The organism is Lactobacillus sp. UMNPBX1 (assembly GCF_002554085.1).
Taxonomy (GTDB): Bacteria; Bacillota; Bacilli; order Lactobacillales; family Lactobacillaceae; genus Lactobacillus; species Lactobacillus crispatus.
On record NZ_PCZI01000001.1, the window covers coordinates 367,467 to 384,092 of the forward strand.

The window sequence follows — 16,626 nt, forward strand, 5'->3', positions numbered from 1 at the left end:
AGTTAAGGAGAGATTTTTGTGTTTGGATTAGGTACAAAGAATATTGGTATCGATTTAGGTACAGCCAATACACTTGTTTATATGGAAGGTAAGGGCATTGTTCTTAGAGAACCTTCAGTAGTAGCAAAGAATACACAAACAGGCGAAGTAATCGCCGTTGGTTCAGAAGCAAAAGAAATGATTGGTAGAACACCAGGCAGCATTGTAGCTATTCGTCCAATGAAGGACGGTGTAATCGCTGATTACGATACTACAGCAGCAATGCTTAAGTACTTTATGGAAAAAACTGTTGGTAATTCTAAGCCATCAGTAATGGTATGTGTTCCTTCAGGTGTTACTGAAGTTGAAAAGCGTGCCGTAATTGATGCAGCTAGAGTTGCAGGTGCGCGTGAAGCATTTGTAATTGAAGAACCGTTCGCAGCTGCAATTGGTGCTGGCTTGCCAGTTATGGATCCTACTGGTTCAATGGTTGTTGATATCGGTGGTGGTACTACTGATGTTGCTACAATTTCATTAGGTGGAATCGTTTCATCAACTTCAATTCGTCAAGCCGGTGATAAGTTTAATAATGCGATTATTAACTATGTTCACTCAAACTTTAACTTATTAATCGGTGAAAGAACTGCAGAAGACATTAAAATTCAAATTGGTTCAGCTTCAGTTGAAAAGGCTAAAGAAATTGAATCAATGAATATTCGTGGTCGTGATTTAGTAACTGGTTTACCAAAATCTGTTGATATTGAAGCAGTTGATGTTGCCAAGGCTATTCAAGATGTAGTTCAAGACATTATCGTAGCTATTAAGGAGACTTTGGAACAAACTTCACCAGAAATTGCTGCCGATGTTATTGATCATGGTATTGTTTTAACTGGTGGTGGTGCACTCTTGAAGAATTTGCCAGAAGTTATTTCTGAAGCAACTAAGGTTCCTGTGTTTATTGCTCAAGATCCACTTGATTGTGTAGCAATTGGTACTGGTGAATCACTCAAGAATATTGAAGTAATGCGTAGAAGTCGCAAATAATAAAAAAGCCGGCTGTTGCCGGTTTTTCTATAGGATCAATTCTTAATGAAAAAATTTCTGCAAAATAAAAAGTTATTATCAGCATTTATTATAATAGTTGTTATTTTAGCCGTTTTGGGTGGGAGTGTTAGCTTGCGCAATAGGCGCAATACACCTTTACTGATTCAAAGCTTGGGTAACGATGTCGTTGCTTTAGGTACTAGAATTGTTGATGTACCAGTAGGGCTCGTGTCAGGCGGATTAAATAGTGTTCATGATATTTTAAATACGCAAGAAGAAAACAATCATCTAAAGCGAGAAGTTACTAATTTAGGCCAGACGAAGGCTCGCAATTCAGCTCTTGAAAAAGAAAATAGGCAATTGAAGTCTGCATTGAAATTAAAAGATACGTTAAGTGGCTATACCATGGTCAACGCCTCTGTTATTTCTCGGTCGCCTGATACATGGTCAGATTTATTAGTGATTAATAAAGGAAGTTCAGCTGGAATTAAAAAGAATATGGCTGTCATGTGCGATGGCGGTGTTATTGGTCGAATTGTAGAAGCAAATGCTGCTTCTTCCAAGGTGGAATTACTTACTACTACTGATGAGTCGGCTAATCGCTTCTCTGTTCAAGCGGATGCTGCGAATGGAAAAACAGTACATGGTATTATTACAGTTACTTCCAATAATTATCTTGCCTTTACACAGGTGGTTGATGGTCGCAAACTGAAGGCCGGCACGAGAGTTTATACTAGTGGTATGGGCGGTAACTCACCAAAAGGCTTGTTAATTGGGACAGTTACTACGACAACTCGTGATTCATTTGGTCTATCTGATCAGATTAGAATTAAACCAGCAGGTGATATTAGTGATCCATCTGTTGTAACTGTAATTGAAAGACAGGTGGCTAATTAATGTCTACGTTTCGAAAATGGGTTTTGGCAATTGGCTTATTTATTGCATTGGTAGTAGACGGTGTATGTGCACTTTACTTACATCAGTTTATGACTTATGACAACTTTGCAGCGTCAAGCGTCATTTTGCCAATCAGTGTAATGTTGATTGGTCTGTTTGATGATACTAATGATAATGAAATTTGGTTAGCATTAGGTGCAGGAATTGTTGCTGATATCTATTTTTATGGCATTATCGGTGTTTATACAGTTTTCCTACCTGCAAGTTGCTGGATCTGTCAAAAAATAGCTCGTTTTTTACCGGAAATGTTATGGGCTAGATTAATTGTCGTTTTATTAGGAACTGCAGTTTTTGTTGCGTATAGTTGGCTCATTTTTAATATGGTGGGTATTAGTGCTGCATCAGCACACGTATTATTAATGAGCATTTTAGTCAGTTTAGGTTGGGCAGTTGTCTTCTTTTTTCTCTTGTATTGGATTTGGGGCAATTTAGCTCAGGATTATCCATTCTTAATTGATTTAAACGCTTATCGAGTTTAAAAAAGACGCGGAAGATTTTTTCTTTCGCGTCTTTTTAATCCTTAAAAACTTTGAAGTGAGATAGCAGCTTGAGCAATAACAGCTGCTAAAGTAATAATTGCCATGATCCAAGCCATTGCAATAGTTAATTTTTGAAAACCTGATTTCTTTTTCTTTTTTCGTGCCATAAACAGCCCTCCTATTTGAACAATATTTTATGCTTATTAACGGTTTTTTTCAAATCAATTATAGTTTAGAATAAAAAGAATGGAGGAATGCTTATGCTTTATATTTTCCTAATTCCAATTATTGGCTTAGTAGTTGCTTTTTTTATCAATAAAATTTTCCCTAAAGCACAGTTTAGAGGGTACGATGTTATGCCATTTTTCTTTCTTTCAGCTTGTGGATTAATTACTTTACATATGAATAAACCTTCTTTTTTACCTTATGGTTTTTTATGCTATTTTGTATTAGTGATTGTTGTGTCGCTGAACGATGCGATTAGAAATAAAAATATTTCTTTAGGAAAAACAGTTAGAAAATTATGGGATTATTTGACTGCCTGTACTGTTTTCTGGTATATCGGACTTTTATTGATGCTAGTGTTATAAAATAAAATTACTTGTATATGCTTAAGTCGCAAAATTTCAATATTTTGTGACTTTTTTTTATTTTGAAAAATCACAATAAAAAAGAAATTTAAAAATCTGTATTTTTTTCTTATGAATGTGGTAGAGAGTGGGGAATTGTGGTAAATTATTTAGTGGAAGGGGGCTAGACCATGTTCATGGGTGAATATCACCACAATCTTGATAGCAAGGGTCGCCTGATTATACCAGCGAAACTTCGCGATCAGATTGGCGACAAGATGATATTCACGCGAGGAATGGAAGGCTGCATTTTTGGCTACTCGATGGAGGAGTGGTCGAAGATTGAAGCTAAATTAGCAAAACTTCCGTTGACTAAGAGGAATACACGTAAATTTATGCGTTTATTCTACTCTGGTGCGATGGAATGTGAGTTTGATAAGCAAGGTCGCGTTAATCTGACAACAACGTTGAAAATGCATGCCAAACTCATTAAAGAATGTGTCATCATTGGTGTCTCTGATCGAATTGAAATTTGGTCAAAAGAACGTTGGACTAGTTTTGAAGAAGAAGCTAACGAAGACTATGATGATATTGCTGAAAATTTGGACGACATTGAACTATAAAAAATATGAAATTCAAACACACCAGTGTACTCTTACACGAAACTATCGACAATTTGAAACCAAAAAACGGTGGTCTTTATGTAGATGCAACTTTTGGCGGTGGTGGACATGCTAAATATTTGCTCAGCAAAATTGACACCGGTACGCTTGTAGGTTTTGACCAAGATGAATATGCGATAAAATCGGCGAAGTTGAACTTTGCGAATTTATTACAACCGGATAGTGAGCCAAGGTTAGAATTGGTACATGACAACTTTAGTAATCTGGAAAAGGACCTGGTAAAACTGGGTTACTCAGATGGAATAGATGGCATTTACTATGACCTAGGTGTATCTTCCCCTCAATTTGATCAAGCAGATCGCGGTTTTTCATATCGTTATGATGCGCGATTAGATATGAGGATGGATCAAAGTCAGGACTTAGATGCTTATCAGTTAGTTAATACTTTAAGTCAAAAAGAACTGGCAGATATTTTGTATCAATATGGCGATGAAAAGTTTTCTCGTCAAATTGCTCACAGAATCGTAGAAAGACGACGGGAAAAGCCAATTGCAACGACTTTTGAATTAGTTGATGTGATTAAAGATGCGATTCCTGCGTATGCACGAAGGACTGGAGGGCACCCGGCAAAGAAGAGTTTTCAAGCTTTGCGGGTCGCTGTTAATCACGAACTTGATGTTTTACAAGCTTCGCTAGAGGAAGCAATTAAGATATTGCGTCCAGGTGGTCGAATCAGTGTAATTACGTTTCAGTCTCATGAAGACAAGATCGTTAAAAGGATTTTTAAGAAGTATTCAGAAGTTGAGGTGCCAAGAGGAATGCCATTTATACCGGACGGTATGAAGCCAACGCTACGTTTGGTAAATCACAAACCAATTGTAGCCTCTACTTCTGAGTTAGAGAACAACAACCGCTCACACAGTGCAAAACTACGGGTTGCAGAGAAGTTATAAAGAGGAAAATGTTATGGCTGATAGCTCAGCAAGAAAAATTGAATATGAACCAAGTAGTAGAAATGGTTCGCAAAGACGACAACGAATTATCCTTGATCCGCGTAAAGTTCCTTATAGTGGCATAGAAAAAGCTTTGATGATTATTGGAAGCGTCATTACGTTGGGCATGATGATCTTTCTAGTTTCTTCTAGTATTTCTGCAACTTCGGCTCAACATGATTTGACTAGAACTCAACAAACAGTTGCTAAGGAACAGAATAAGATTACCGATTTACGTCAAGAGATTGGGGAGTTGACCTCTACTTCACGTTTAAATAAAATTGCACGTGAAAAAGGATTAACTCTAATTAACAAAAATATTAGGACGATTCGTTAATGAAAAAAAACAGTAATTTAAAATTACAAAAATCCAAAGCCCACGGCTACCGCTTTACGGTGGGGAGATTTCTCCAAATGGCCGTGGCTTTGGTTTTTCTTGTATTTACGGCTAGATTTTTATATATCGGAATATCCAAGACAGTTAATGGTCAAAATTTATCACAGCGTACCAAGCAGCTTTATAAGCGCAATCAGGTAATTAAGGCCACGCGAGGGACTATCTATGATCGAAATGGATTAACAATTGCGGAAGATTCGCATTTGTATACGGTTTATGCGATTTTAGATAAGACTTCGATCAACTATAAGAATAAACCTGAGTATGTAGTGAATAAAACCAAGACAGCTGAAAAGCTGGCACAGGTTTTACCATTGTCTGCGGAAAAAATTTACCAATATTTAACCCCAAAAAAGAAGGTCTTTCAGGTACAATTTGGGACAGGTGGTAGTGGACTGACATTGCGGCAAAAGAAAAAGATTGAAGCAATGAAATTACCAGGAATTAAGTTCTTGGAAACACCATCTAGATTGTATCCCAATGGTGTTTTTGCATCACATACTGTTGGATTGGCTCAACCAATTTGGAATAAAAAGACTAATGCACAAAACTTAGTCGGAACTATGGGAATTGAAGCCTATTTCAATAAGACTTTGACTGGGACAGATGGTTACCGGATTTCTTCGGTAGATGCATCTGAATATCAGCTTCCAAATAGTAATCAGGTTTATAAGCCTGCTAAAAATGGAAACAACTTGTATTTAACACTAGATTCTCAGTTGCAGAGTTTGCTTGAGACTCGCTTAAGTGAAGTACAGAAAACTTACCGACCAACATCAATTACTGCTACAGTTGAAGACATGAAGACTGGGAAAATTTTGGCAGCTTCTCAACGCCCTACTTTTAATCCTCAAACTATGAAGGGATTAACTAAGTCGTATCGGGATATCTTGGTCCAAGATACTTATGAACCAGGATCAGTTTTCAAGATTTTGTCGTTCGCTGCAGTAGTCAACAGTGGCAATTACAACCCTAATGAGTATTACCGGTCTGGTTCTGTTAATATTGCTGGTTCGACTATCCATGACTGGCTGACTTCAGGTTGGGGCACAATTCCATTGTCTCAAGCTTTTGAACGTTCAAGTAACACTGGTTTTGTTAAGTTAGAACAAAAGATGGGTGCTAAGACTTGGAAGAAGTACTTGAGGAAGTTCAGAATTGGTGAAAAGACGGGAGTCAGTCTTCCAGGTGAGCAGCCGGGGATGATTTCGTTTAAAACACCAGTTGACCAAGCAATTACTGCTTTTGGTCAAGGCGTTGCTGTGAATGTAATGCAAATGATGCAAGCTTATAGTTCTTTGGCTAATAATGGTCAAATGGTAAAGCCACAGTTGGTTAATAAAATTACTGACTCTGATGGCAATACAATTCAAGGCTATCAGATTAAAAAGGTTGGTACTCCAGTATATAGTGCTAAAACCAGAAAAGTAATTGTGGCTAACATGAGAAAGGTACTTAATAAGCAATCAGGAACTGGTTCTGCTTATAAGATGGGAAACGCCGATATTGCTGTTAAGACGGGGACTGCGCAGATTGCTAACCCTAAAGGTGGAGGTTATCTAAAGGGTGATAGTAATTATATTTTCTCTGTTGTTGGTATTTATCCAGCAAGTAAACCACGTTACTGTATTTATTTGACAATTAAGCAACCACACTTAATTGGAGGCGGAGCTGAAAAGATTTTGGCTTCAATTTTCAAACCGATGATGCAGAGAATCATTTCGATTGCTAAAAATGATGATGTATCAACTACTGTAAAAGTACCAAACTTAAAAGCTAAAACCGTTGCACAAGCTGAAAGTCAAACTAAGCAATTAGGACTTAATTTGGTTAAAATTGGTAGCGGTGATCGGATTAGCAATCAAGGAGTTAAGAGTGGCGAAAAGTTAGAGTCTGGGTCTAAGATTTTTGTCAATACTTCAGGAAAAATCATTTGTCCTGATATGACGGGATGGACTTATAGTGATTTACACCAATTTGCTAGTTTGACAGATATTAAGTTAAGCATAAAAGGTACCGGCACTGTTGCGAGTCAAAGCGTGGCTAAAGGAACAGAATTAAAAGCTGGAAGAAAATTAAACATTAAGTTAAAGGAGTAACTCAGAATGAATATGATGTTGGCAAGTTGTATTGCCCTAGTTAGTTCACTGGTTTTGACAGTGATCTTTATTCCATTGTTGATTAAATTTATGCGGTCACATCACGAAGGACAAGAAATTCGTGATGAAGGTCCTAAATGGCATCAAAAAAAGTCTGGCACACCTACAATGGGTGGGACCGTTTTTGTAATTGCAGCAGTTATTTCTGTTATTTGGGTAGCTGCTATGCAGCACAGCTTGAATAAAGTTGTTTGGATTTTGGTAATCAGTCTCTTAGGCTACGGTATTATCGGTTTCCTTGATGATGGTATTAAGCTTTACTTCAAACGTAATTTAGGCTTGCGTGCATGGCAAAAATTAGCATTACAGATTATAATTGCAATTTTAATTGTCTTGATTGCTACAAGTGATCATTTTCAATTTGGGTTATATATTCCTTTTGCTGGGGTTGTCCATAGCTTAGTTTTATTTGTGGCATTTATTATTTTTTGGCTGGTTGGTTTTTCAAATGCTGTTAACTTGTCCGATGGTCTTGATGGTTTAGCAACAGGTTTATCAGTTGTAGCATATGGTACATATGCCTATATCGCATTCAAACAAAAGAATTTTGCTGTTTTGGCCTTTTGTATGAGTGTAATTGGTGGTTTAATTGCCTTCTTTATTTTTAACCATAAGCCGGCTAAAATTTTCATGGGTGATGCTGGCTCACTTGCTTTAGGTGGCGGTTTAGCAACAATCAGTATTATGCTTAACCGTCCCTGGTCATTATTGTTAGTTGGGATTGTTTTTGTTTGTGAAACTGCTAGTGTAATTTTACAAGTAATTTCTTTCCAAACTACGGGTAAGCGTATTTTTAAGATGACACCTATCCATCACCACTTTGAAATGTTGGGTTGGTCAGAATGGAAAGTAGATATTGTCTTCTGGTTAGTTGGATTAATTGGCAGTATTTTGTATTTAGTAATTTGGGGATAATCATAAAATGAAGGATATTAAAACTTATAATAATAAAAACATTTTGGTTCTAGGCTTGGGTAAAAGTGGTTTTGCTGTTAGCGAACTCCTTTTGCAATTAGGAGCAAATTTAACTTTAAATGATAAAGCTGATTTGGAGAAAAATGCTAAGGCACAAGAATTGAAAAGTCGCGGCGTACGCGTAATTGGCGGTCATCATCCAGTTGATTTGCTTGAAAAAGAACATTTTGATTATTTAGTTAAAAATCCAGGTATTCCCTATGAAAATCCGATGGTTCAAAAAGCTGAGGAGTTGAATATCCCGATTATTACTGAACCAGAAGTTGCTTTAAGTTGTAGTGATGCTCCCTATGTTTGTGTGACTGGTTCAAATGGAAAAACTACTACGGTAATGCTGACACAAAGAATTTTGGACCATCATTTGCAAAAATCTGGTCATCATGCTTATGCAGTTGGTAATATTGGCGTACCGATTTCTGAAGTTGTACCTAAGGCAACTAAGGATGATATTTTAGTAGTTGAAATTTCTAGTTTCCAGCTTTTGGGTGTAACTGATATTGATCCTAAAGTTGCAGCGATTGTTGATATTTACAACAACGTCCACTTAGATTATCACAAGACTTTCGAAAATTATGTCAATGCAAAGTTGAATGTAACTAGAACGCAAAACAGTAATGATTACTTTATTGCTAATTATGATCAAAAAGATATTTTGGCTAAGGAAAAAGAAGTTTCACCAGCTAAAATGCAAACTTTTTCTGAGACAGATCATAATGCTGATTATTTCATTGGCGATGAATATCTTGAAAGTCAAAACGAAAAGATTATGAAGATTTCTAATATTAAATTACCAGGTATTCATAATTTGCAAAATAGTTTAGTCGCTATTGCAATTTCTAAAATTATGGGCGCTGATAATGATGATATCGCCGCAGTATTGAGCACCTTTACTGGAGCTAAGCATCGTTTGCAATATGTAACAACACTTGATGGCTGCAAGGTTTATAATGATTCTAAGTCAACTAATATTGAAGCAGCAACTGTAGCTATTCCATCATTTAAGCAACCGGAAGTATTGATTGCTGGTGGGTTAGACCGTGGCTTCACTTTTGATGATTTGGTACCATTATTTAAAAAACATGTTAAGTCAATTGTTCTTTATGGTGAAACTAGATATTTGTTAGCTGACGCAGCTAGAAAAGCAGGAATTAAGGACATTGTAATTGTTAATACACTACAAGAGGCCGTTCCTCGTGCTTGGGAATTAGTTGAACCAGGCGATGTACTATTGTTCTCACCAGCATGTGCTTCTTGGGATCAATTTAGAACATTTGAAGAACGTGGCGATTACTTTGTTAGATTTGTTGAGGAATTAAAGACTAAATAAAATGAGAGTTATTTTTACAGGTGGCGGTACAGGCGGTCACATTTACCCAATTATGGCAATTATTGAACGTTTGAAAGAACGCGGTATTAGTAAAAACGATGAAATCTTATTTGTAGGTACACAAAAAGGATTGGAATCAAAAATTGTTCCAGCAGCCGGTGTTAACTTTAAAACAATTAAGATTCAAGGCTTTAACCGTAAACATCCGTTAAAAAACTTTGAGACTATCAAGCTATTTTTACAAGCTACTAAAAGCGCACGCCAAATTTTACGGGACTTTAAACCAGATGTCGTTTTAGGTACAGGTGGTTACGTTAGCGGTGCTATGGTTTATGAAGCAGCTAAAATGCATATTCCAACAATGATTCATGAATCTAATTCAGTGGTTGGATTAGCTAATAAATTTTTGGGTCATTATGTGGATAAAATTTGTTATACATTTGATGATGCTGCAAAGGAATTCTCAGAAAAGAAGAAACTAGTTAAGACAGGTAATCCACGGTCACAACAAGTTTTAAGCTTGCACGAAGAAAAAATTGATCTTGAAAAAACATGGGGATTAAATCCAAAAATGCCAACTGTTTTAGTATTTGGTGGGTCCCGTGGAGCATTAGCAATTAACAGAATTATGCTTAAGTCATTAATGACGCTAAAGCAAAAGCCATATCAAATTATTTGGGCAACAGGTACTTTTTATTTTGATAAGGTACAAGAAAAAATTAAGAATGTTGATATTGGTAATAATATTAAAGTTTTGCCATACATTAAAAACATGCCAGGTCTATTGCCAGAAATGACTTGTGTTGTTTCAAGATCTGGTGCAACAAGTATTGCAGAATTTACTGCATTAGGTGTACCCGTTATTTTGATTCCAAGCCCTAATGTAACTCATAATCATCAAATGAAGAATGCGCTTGATTTAGAAAAAGCTGGGGCAGCATTGGTTATTCCAGAAGATGATTTAAATCCAAATAATTTTGTCTCTTCGATTGACCATATTTTGCTCGATGAAAAGTATGCTACTGAAATGAGCAAAGCTTCTAAGGCTTTAGGCGTACCTGATGCATCTGATCAAGTGATTAAGGTGATGGAAGAAATTTCACGCTAGGAGGTAGGTGAGGCAGATGGCCAAAAAGCCAGTAACTAAGATTGATCCAAGGAAAGAATTGTCTCCGTACTTGAATCATGAATTTAACCAACAAAGGAATAGTCGAAAATCGCAGACCAAGATTTCTGCCTCACTCTCAAATTTACAGGCAGAAAGACGACGATCATTACGACGTAGGCTAGGTCTGATAATGACGGTTTCAGTTTTGGCGATAGCTGGTTTAGGATACTATATTTCACCTTTAGCGAATATCAGTACTGTTAAAATAATTGGTGCAGAGCATTTACCTGCTAAAGAAATTGTTAAGGTATCTAAGATCAAGGCTAGCGATAAAGTTTTTGATTACTTGTTTCAACAAAAAGATTTGAGTCAAAGATTATCCCAAAAATATCCAGAAATTCAAAGTGCACAAGTTCATTTAGGTCATATTAATCAATTGATTTTACAAATTAATGAACGTAAAACCGTGGGCTACTTAAAAGATGGTGATTCTTACCGAAAGATTTTGGATAATGGAAAAATAGGTACGAGAGCTCTACCTTGGACAAAAGTGAACCAAGATAAACCTATTTTTGTTGGCTATAATAAATCAGATGAATTAAAAAATGATTTAAAGTTATTTAACAGTTTACCTAATTCATTTAAAAATCATGTAAAATTATTAAGTGGGAATACCAGACGAAATTCACAAATTATTTTAGTAATGAAGGACGGTAATGTAGTGATTGGCAATACTGCTACTTTGAATAGCAAACTAAAATATTATGATACTATTAGAATTAAAGCTGGCAAACATAGCCTTATTGATTTAGAAATAGGTGCATTTAGTAGACCATTAACTTCTAGTGAAAAGAAAGCTTATGGCATATCGTAGCTGTTTTGCAAGTTTATTTATGTTAGAATTTTTTCAAGGCAAATATTAATGGGGGCTTAATTTTGGAGAATTCAAATCTTTTAGTGGGTTTAGATATAGGAACCACAAGTGTAAAAGCCGTTGTTGCAGATTCTGGTAAGGTTATCGGTGCAGTTACAACGCCAAATTCAGGAATGCGACACGGTCAAATAGTAGATATTGATCAAACTGCTAGTGCAATTAGTCGTGCATTAAAAGGTGTAGCAGAAAAAACAAACGCCAAGATTTATAGTGTAGTTACAGGAATTCCGGTAGGGATGTTACAACTGGAAACTGCAACTGGTTTTGCTAATGTTGGTGAACAAGGGCAAGAAGTAAATAATGATGATGTAAAAAGAACGATTAGATCTGCGATTCATTCAGCAGCTAAGGATGATCGTGAAGCAATTACATTTTTGCCGAGTCGCTTTTTGATTGATGGTAAAACTGAAGTTGATGATCCAAGAAAAATGATTGCACGTTCCTTGGGTGTTAGTGGAATTTTATTAACTGCACCTACTAGTCCTTTGCACAATATCAAGAAGGCTATTGAAAGAGCCGGTTATCATAATAATTTCTTTGTGCCAACGCCTTTAGCAATTTCAAGTGTAGCATTGAATGAAAGTGAAAAAACTTTTGGTTCGGTAATTATCGATCTTGGTGGTGGCGTAAGTACGGCAACTGTTATTAAAAATGGCCAAATTAAGTATGCCAACATCGATTTAGAAGGCGGAAGCGATATTACTAATGATATCTCTGCTGTTTTAAGTATTTCGAAAAAGGACGCTGAACAAATTAAGTTGGACTATGGATTTGCGGATCCACAATTTGCCTCAAAAAACGATAAATTTGCTATTAATAGTGTTGGTGCAAATAGTCAGCAAATGGTTGACGAAGTATATCTTAGTGAAATTATTAATGCACGCTTAGAACAAATTTTGACTCGTTTAGGAAAAGGTTTAGTTAAGCATAATGCATTGAAGCAACCAGGTGGTATTGTGATTACAGGTGGTAGTAGCCTATTACAAGGAATTGATAGTCTGACTGCTAATGGGTTAAATGTTAAGGCCCGAATTTATGAACCAGATCAAATTGGTATGCGTAATCCGATTTATACAGCTGCTTATGGTATCGTCCACTATTCATATAAGATGTCTGAAGTTGACTATCTTGTTAATGGCGTAATCTATGGTTTTGGTGAACCCGCTGTGGAAGACCCCGTTTCTCAGCCAAAAAGTACCAAGATTTCTAAAAGTACGACTTCTAATAGTGAAAGTGAAGCCAAAGAAGCTTATAATAGAAGCAAAATGTCTGCCAGAACAGAATCTGCGCCAGACGATGAAAATAATACTAAGCAAGAAAAAACTAATAGCTTGAAGAGTTTCTTTAAGAAATTCTTTGATTAAAGGTGGTTAATTTAATGGATTTTACATTCGATTCAGACGACAATAAGAATGCTGTCATCAAAGTAATTGGTGTTGGTGGTGCCGGCGGCAATGCTGTTAACCGAATGATTGACGATGGCGTACAAGGTGTTTCTTTTATTGCAGCAAACACTGATGTTCAGGCTTTGAACAGCAACAAAGCTGAAAACAAGATTCAACTAGGGCCTAAGTTGACCCGTGGGTTGGGTGCTGGTTCACATCCTGAAGTAGGACAAAAAGCTGCAGAAGAGAGTGAACAAACGATTGAAGATGCACTTAAGGGTGCAGATATGATCTTTATTACTGCTGGTATGGGTGGCGGTACCGGTACTGGTGCGGCTCCTGTAGTGGCAAAAATTGCGCGTGAGACGGGCGCATTAACTGTAGGCGTAGTTACACGTCCATTCAGTTTTGAAGGCCCTAAGCGCTCTAAAAACGCTGCAGAAGGTATTACTCAGCTAAAGCAATATGTTGATACTTTGGTTATTATAGCTAACAATCGTTTGCTTGAAATGGTTGACAAGAAGACTCCTATGATGGATGCCTTCAAGGAAGCTGATAATGTCTTGAAGCAAGGTGTTCAAGGTATTTCTGATTTGATTACTTCAACTGACTACGTAAACTTGGACTTTGCTGATGTGAAGACTGTAATGGAAAATCAAGGTGCAGCTTTAATGGGAATTGGCCGTGCTAGCGGTGAAAATAGAACAGTTGAAGCTACTAAGCTGGCGATTTCTTCACCATTATTAGAAGTTTCTATTGATGGTGCTAAGCAAGTGTTACTTAACATTACTGGTGGACCTGACCTTACATTATTTGAGGCTCAAGATGCTTCAGAGATTGTTTCTAAGGCTGCTGGTGACGATGTAAACATTATTTTCGGTACTTCAATTAATCCTAACTTGGGCGATGAGGTGGTAGTAACTGTAATCGCTACTGGAATTGATTCTAAGGCTGAAGAAGCTGCTTCTAAGCAATTACCAGGTCGTAGCCACCAAATTAAGGCTCAACCAGTTAAAGAAAAAGAAGAAGCTCCTAAGGCTGAAGAACCTAAGCAACCAGTTGATCGACCACAAACAGTTCAGCCTGCTGCTGAAAAACAAGAACCTGAGCAGCCTAAGCAAACGATGGTTGATCCAACCAGTGTTTGGGGACTAAATGATAGCGAAGACAATCAAAGAAGAAATACCCAACCTACTGAGCCTAAGAAAGATTATGAGGGTTTTGATACTTTTAGTGATGAAGACCAGGATAGTATTTCTCAAATTGAAACTAGCGCTCAGGACGATAGTGACGATAACAGTGATATTCCATTTTTTAAACATCGTAGTGAAAACTAGTTTTGGAGGTAGTATAAATGGCTTTTGATAAATTAGGAAGATTTTTCGGAATTTCTAATGATGATGAATTAGAAAATGACGAAGAATATGCCTCACAGACTAAAAATGAAAATGAAGACTTGCCTCTGAACTCAGTTAATCGCGATAATGTGGTTTCAATTAAATCAGGCTTGAATTCGGCTAAAAGCAAGATTGTTTTATATGAACCACGGGTATATTCCGATGCTAAGGATGTTGCACAAAATTTATTAAATAATAAAGCAGTAGTGATTAATTTTAGCAGAATGGAAGACAGTTCAGCACGTCGGATTGTTGATTTCATCACGGGTACTGTATATGCATTAAATGGTGAAATCCAACGTATTGGTGATAAAATCTTTTTAGCAACTCCACCAAAGTTTGTTACTGATGGCAAAATTAGTGATTTAGTGGATAAGAAAGACAATTTAAGCTAATGGTTAATATATTAAATTTAATTTACTTGGCACTTACGTGGATTTTATGGCTTTATAGTCTGCTGATCGTGATTGATGCAATTATGAGTTGGCTACCAATGCTAAGTAATTCTGTTGTTGGTCGCTTTTTAGACAAGGTTGTAAATCCATATTTAAATTTGTTTCGAAAAGGTCCATTTGCGAGATTAGCTTATTCAACTGGAATTGATGTCTCGCCAATTATTGCTTTATTTATCTTATATTTCATTCAAAACTATGTTTTAAGATGGATATTTGATATTTTATTGAGGATGATGGTGTAATGGAACGCAGACAGGCAAGTAAGTTTTACCCACATTTTAATCAAGAGGAAAGACCAGTAATTGACTATTTTACTGGTCTTTTTAATCAGCTGATTTTTAAGCATGAGCCAATTTTGACTGATTTTTTGGATCCGGGAAAACGAGCAATTTTAAGAACAATTGTTGGTAATGATGCATTTGTTCAAGAGTATGGTGGCTATTCTAATGCAGAGAAAAAGCGAGTTTATTTAAGTGAAGAATGGCTTAATCTGCGACCGAGTGATTATCAGATTCAGCCGTATGAAATTGAATATCCGCAAAAATTTACTAAAATAAATCATAGTGTTATTTTAGGTACCTTGGCGAATTCGGGTATTGATACAAGTATTTTTGGCGATATTATTACTGATAATCAAGGAAAATGGCAGTTTTTCACTAAAAAAGAAATGACGGAATTTTTTGAAGAGCAAATTGACCGCATTGGCAGAGCAAAAGTAAAGCTGAGACCGATTAGCTTCAAAGAAGTTTTGGTTCCTGAGGATGATTCGATTGAAAAAACGGAAATAGTTGCCTCAATGCGAATTGATGCTGTATTATCGGGTATTAGCAGACAAAGCCGCGGTCAAATTCAAAAGATGATTAATAGTCAGCTGGTTAAATTAAATTGGCATGAAATAGCAGATTCTAATATAATGATTAAAGAAGACGATGTCTTGAGTTTAAGACACTTTGGTCGGATTTTGATTGAGGATGTTTCGACTACAAGAAAAGGTAAATATAAGGTGGTGCTCAGACTTTGGCAGACAAAGAAACACAATTGACCCCGATGGATATTCACAACAAGGAATTTAAACGGCGTGGTCGTAATGGATATGATCGTCTTGAAGTAGATAGCTTCTTAGATCAGATTGTTGATGATTATGGTGATACACTTGATCGAGTGGTTGACTTGAAGAATGAAGTAGTTTCTTTAAATAAAAAGTTAACTGATTTACAAGAAAAAGTAGATGATTATCAAGATCAAGTTAATGAATATAACGAAAAAAAGCGTTCTTTAAATAAATCATTAATTTCGGCACAACAAACTGCTGATGAAATGAGAGAGAAAGCAGAAGCAGAGGCTAAGCAGATTATTGCGGATGCCAAAAAGCAAGCGGAAGATAATATTAACTTCCAAAAGCATCAACAAGATACTATTTCTACGGATTATATGCGTGTAAAAGAGCAAGTTAGTGAATTTCGTAGTAATATTCAAGAAATGCTACAGACTGAAATCGATAATTTGAATGATGAAAAGTGGCAACATGCATTGGATGATTACTTCAACTTAGAGCGTTATTATCCAGATGATGGTTCGGAGCCAGTAAGTGCTGATGATGAAGACGTTGAAGATGAAGATGTTGACAATGATGATGAAAATGACGTAAACTCTTCTCAAGGCCCTGATGATTTGGAGTTGGATCAACCGGATGATTCTGACGATGCAGATAATGAAGAAAATGCTGCACCTAAACCAATGACCGGGGACAGTCCAAGTCATGAAACAATTAATGTTAAGCCTGAAATGAAATCAGATCCTTTAGGCCCAACAATTGTTTTTCCTGACGACTATAAAAAATAAGCAT

The 16,626-nt window shown here is 36.5% G+C and carries 19 protein-coding genes; 18 read left to right on the forward strand and 1 reads right to left on the reverse strand.

Going from position 1 to position 16,626, the window contains the following annotated elements:
- The first annotated feature begins 18 nt into the window (after positions 1-18).
- From CP352_RS01890 to mreD, 3 genes are read left to right on the forward strand one after another with little or no spacing between them, the layout of a single operon-like run.
- A complete protein-coding gene (locus CP352_RS01890; RefSeq protein ID WP_013086148.1) occupies positions 19-1,023 on the forward strand; it encodes a rod shape-determining protein in 1,005 nt (334 codons plus the stop codon).
- A 45-nt stretch (positions 1,024-1,068) separates the two neighbouring features.
- Complete coding sequence (gene mreC / locus CP352_RS01895) at positions 1,069-1,920, forward strand: rod shape-determining protein MreC (protein WP_013086149.1); 852 nt, start codon at positions 1,069-1,071, stop codon at positions 1,918-1,920.
- Complete coding sequence (gene mreD, locus CP352_RS01900) at positions 1,920-2,459, forward strand: rod shape-determining protein MreD (protein ID WP_089143173.1); 540 nt, start codon at positions 1,920-1,922, stop codon at positions 2,457-2,459. The genes mreC and mreD overlap by 1 nt, the downstream gene beginning before the upstream one ends.
- 41 nt (positions 2,460-2,500) lie before the next feature.
- On the opposite strand, the gene CP352_RS01905 is transcribed toward mreD, so the two are convergent.
- Entirely contained in the window at positions 2,501-2,626 is a 126-nt protein-coding gene (locus tag CP352_RS01905; RefSeq protein WP_005718831.1) for a DUF4044 domain-containing protein, read from the reverse strand.
- Positions 2,627-2,719: 93 nt separating this feature from the next.
- On the opposite strand from CP352_RS01905, the gene CP352_RS01910 reads away from it, so the two are divergent.
- From CP352_RS01910 to CP352_RS01980, 15 genes are all read left to right on the forward strand, one after another.
- Positions 2,720-3,049 (forward strand): DUF3397 domain-containing protein, encoded by a 330-nt coding sequence (locus tag CP352_RS01910; protein ID WP_005718832.1) that lies wholly within the window; start codon positions 2,720-2,722, stop codon positions 3,047-3,049.
- A gap of 170 nt (positions 3,050-3,219) precedes the next feature.
- Positions 3,220-3,651 carry a division/cell wall cluster transcriptional repressor MraZ gene (mraZ, locus tag CP352_RS01915; protein ID WP_005718833.1) on the forward strand — a complete coding sequence of 144 codons (432 nt, stop codon included), beginning with the start codon at positions 3,220-3,222 and terminating at the stop codon, positions 3,649-3,651.
- 5 nt (positions 3,652-3,656) lie between these two features.
- Positions 3,657-4,604 carry a 16S rRNA (cytosine(1402)-N(4))-methyltransferase RsmH gene (gene rsmH, locus CP352_RS01920; protein WP_023488117.1) on the forward strand — a complete coding sequence of 316 codons (948 nt, stop codon included), beginning with the start codon at positions 3,657-3,659 and terminating at the stop codon, positions 4,602-4,604.
- A 13-nt stretch (positions 4,605-4,617) separates the two neighbouring features.
- On the forward strand, positions 4,618-4,980 hold the full coding sequence (gene ftsL / locus CP352_RS01925; protein ID WP_023488118.1) for a cell division protein FtsL: 363 nt from the start codon (positions 4,618-4,620) through the stop codon (positions 4,978-4,980).
- Complete coding sequence (locus tag CP352_RS01930) at positions 4,980-7,139, forward strand: penicillin-binding transpeptidase domain-containing protein (RefSeq protein ID WP_089143174.1); 2,160 nt, start codon at positions 4,980-4,982, stop codon at positions 7,137-7,139. Before ftsL ends, CP352_RS01930 begins: the two co-directional genes overlap by 1 nt.
- Before the next feature lie 6 nt (positions 7,140-7,145).
- A complete protein-coding gene (gene mraY / locus CP352_RS01935) occupies positions 7,146-8,114 on the forward strand; it encodes a phospho-N-acetylmuramoyl-pentapeptide-transferase (protein WP_005718838.1) in 969 nt (322 codons plus the stop codon).
- 7 nt (positions 8,115-8,121) lie between these two features.
- Positions 8,122-9,501 carry a UDP-N-acetylmuramoyl-L-alanine--D-glutamate ligase gene (gene murD / locus CP352_RS01940; RefSeq protein WP_089143175.1) on the forward strand — a complete coding sequence of 460 codons (1,380 nt, stop codon included), beginning with the start codon at positions 8,122-8,124 and terminating at the stop codon, positions 9,499-9,501.
- 1 nt (position 9,502) lies between these two features.
- Positions 9,503-10,609 (forward strand): undecaprenyldiphospho-muramoylpentapeptide beta-N-acetylglucosaminyltransferase, encoded by a 1,107-nt coding sequence (gene murG, locus CP352_RS01945; RefSeq protein WP_023488121.1) that lies wholly within the window; start codon positions 9,503-9,505, stop codon positions 10,607-10,609.
- A gap of 16 nt (positions 10,610-10,625) precedes the next feature.
- Complete coding sequence (locus CP352_RS01950; protein ID WP_089143176.1) at positions 10,626-11,483, forward strand: cell division protein FtsQ/DivIB; 858 nt, start codon at positions 10,626-10,628, stop codon at positions 11,481-11,483.
- A gap of 62 nt (positions 11,484-11,545) precedes the next feature.
- Positions 11,546-12,907 (forward strand): cell division protein FtsA, encoded by a 1,362-nt coding sequence (ftsA, locus tag CP352_RS01955; RefSeq protein ID WP_013086157.1) that lies wholly within the window; start codon positions 11,546-11,548, stop codon positions 12,905-12,907.
- Between the two features lie 14 nt (positions 12,908-12,921).
- Complete coding sequence (gene ftsZ, locus CP352_RS01960) at positions 12,922-14,265, forward strand: cell division protein FtsZ (RefSeq protein WP_057726421.1); 1,344 nt, start codon at positions 12,922-12,924, stop codon at positions 14,263-14,265.
- Positions 14,266-14,282: 17 nt separating this feature from the next.
- A complete protein-coding gene (locus CP352_RS01965; RefSeq protein ID WP_005718844.1) occupies positions 14,283-14,720 on the forward strand; it encodes a cell division protein SepF in 438 nt (145 codons plus the stop codon).
- Complete coding sequence (locus CP352_RS01970) at positions 14,720-15,022, forward strand: YggT family protein (protein WP_005718845.1); 303 nt, start codon at positions 14,720-14,722, stop codon at positions 15,020-15,022. The genes CP352_RS01965 and CP352_RS01970 overlap by 1 nt, the downstream gene beginning before the upstream one ends.
- The gene (locus CP352_RS01975; RefSeq protein ID WP_065990433.1) at positions 15,022-15,822 is read left to right on the forward strand and encodes an RNA-binding protein; all 801 of its coding nucleotides are present in this window, start codon (positions 15,022-15,024) and stop codon (positions 15,820-15,822) included. The genes CP352_RS01970 and CP352_RS01975 overlap by 1 nt, the downstream gene beginning before the upstream one ends.
- Positions 15,798-16,622 (forward strand): DivIVA domain-containing protein, encoded by an 825-nt coding sequence (locus tag CP352_RS01980; RefSeq protein ID WP_089143177.1) that lies wholly within the window; start codon positions 15,798-15,800, stop codon positions 16,620-16,622. The genes CP352_RS01975 and CP352_RS01980 overlap by 25 nt, the downstream gene beginning before the upstream one ends.
- Positions 16,623-16,626: the final 4 nt, after the last annotated feature.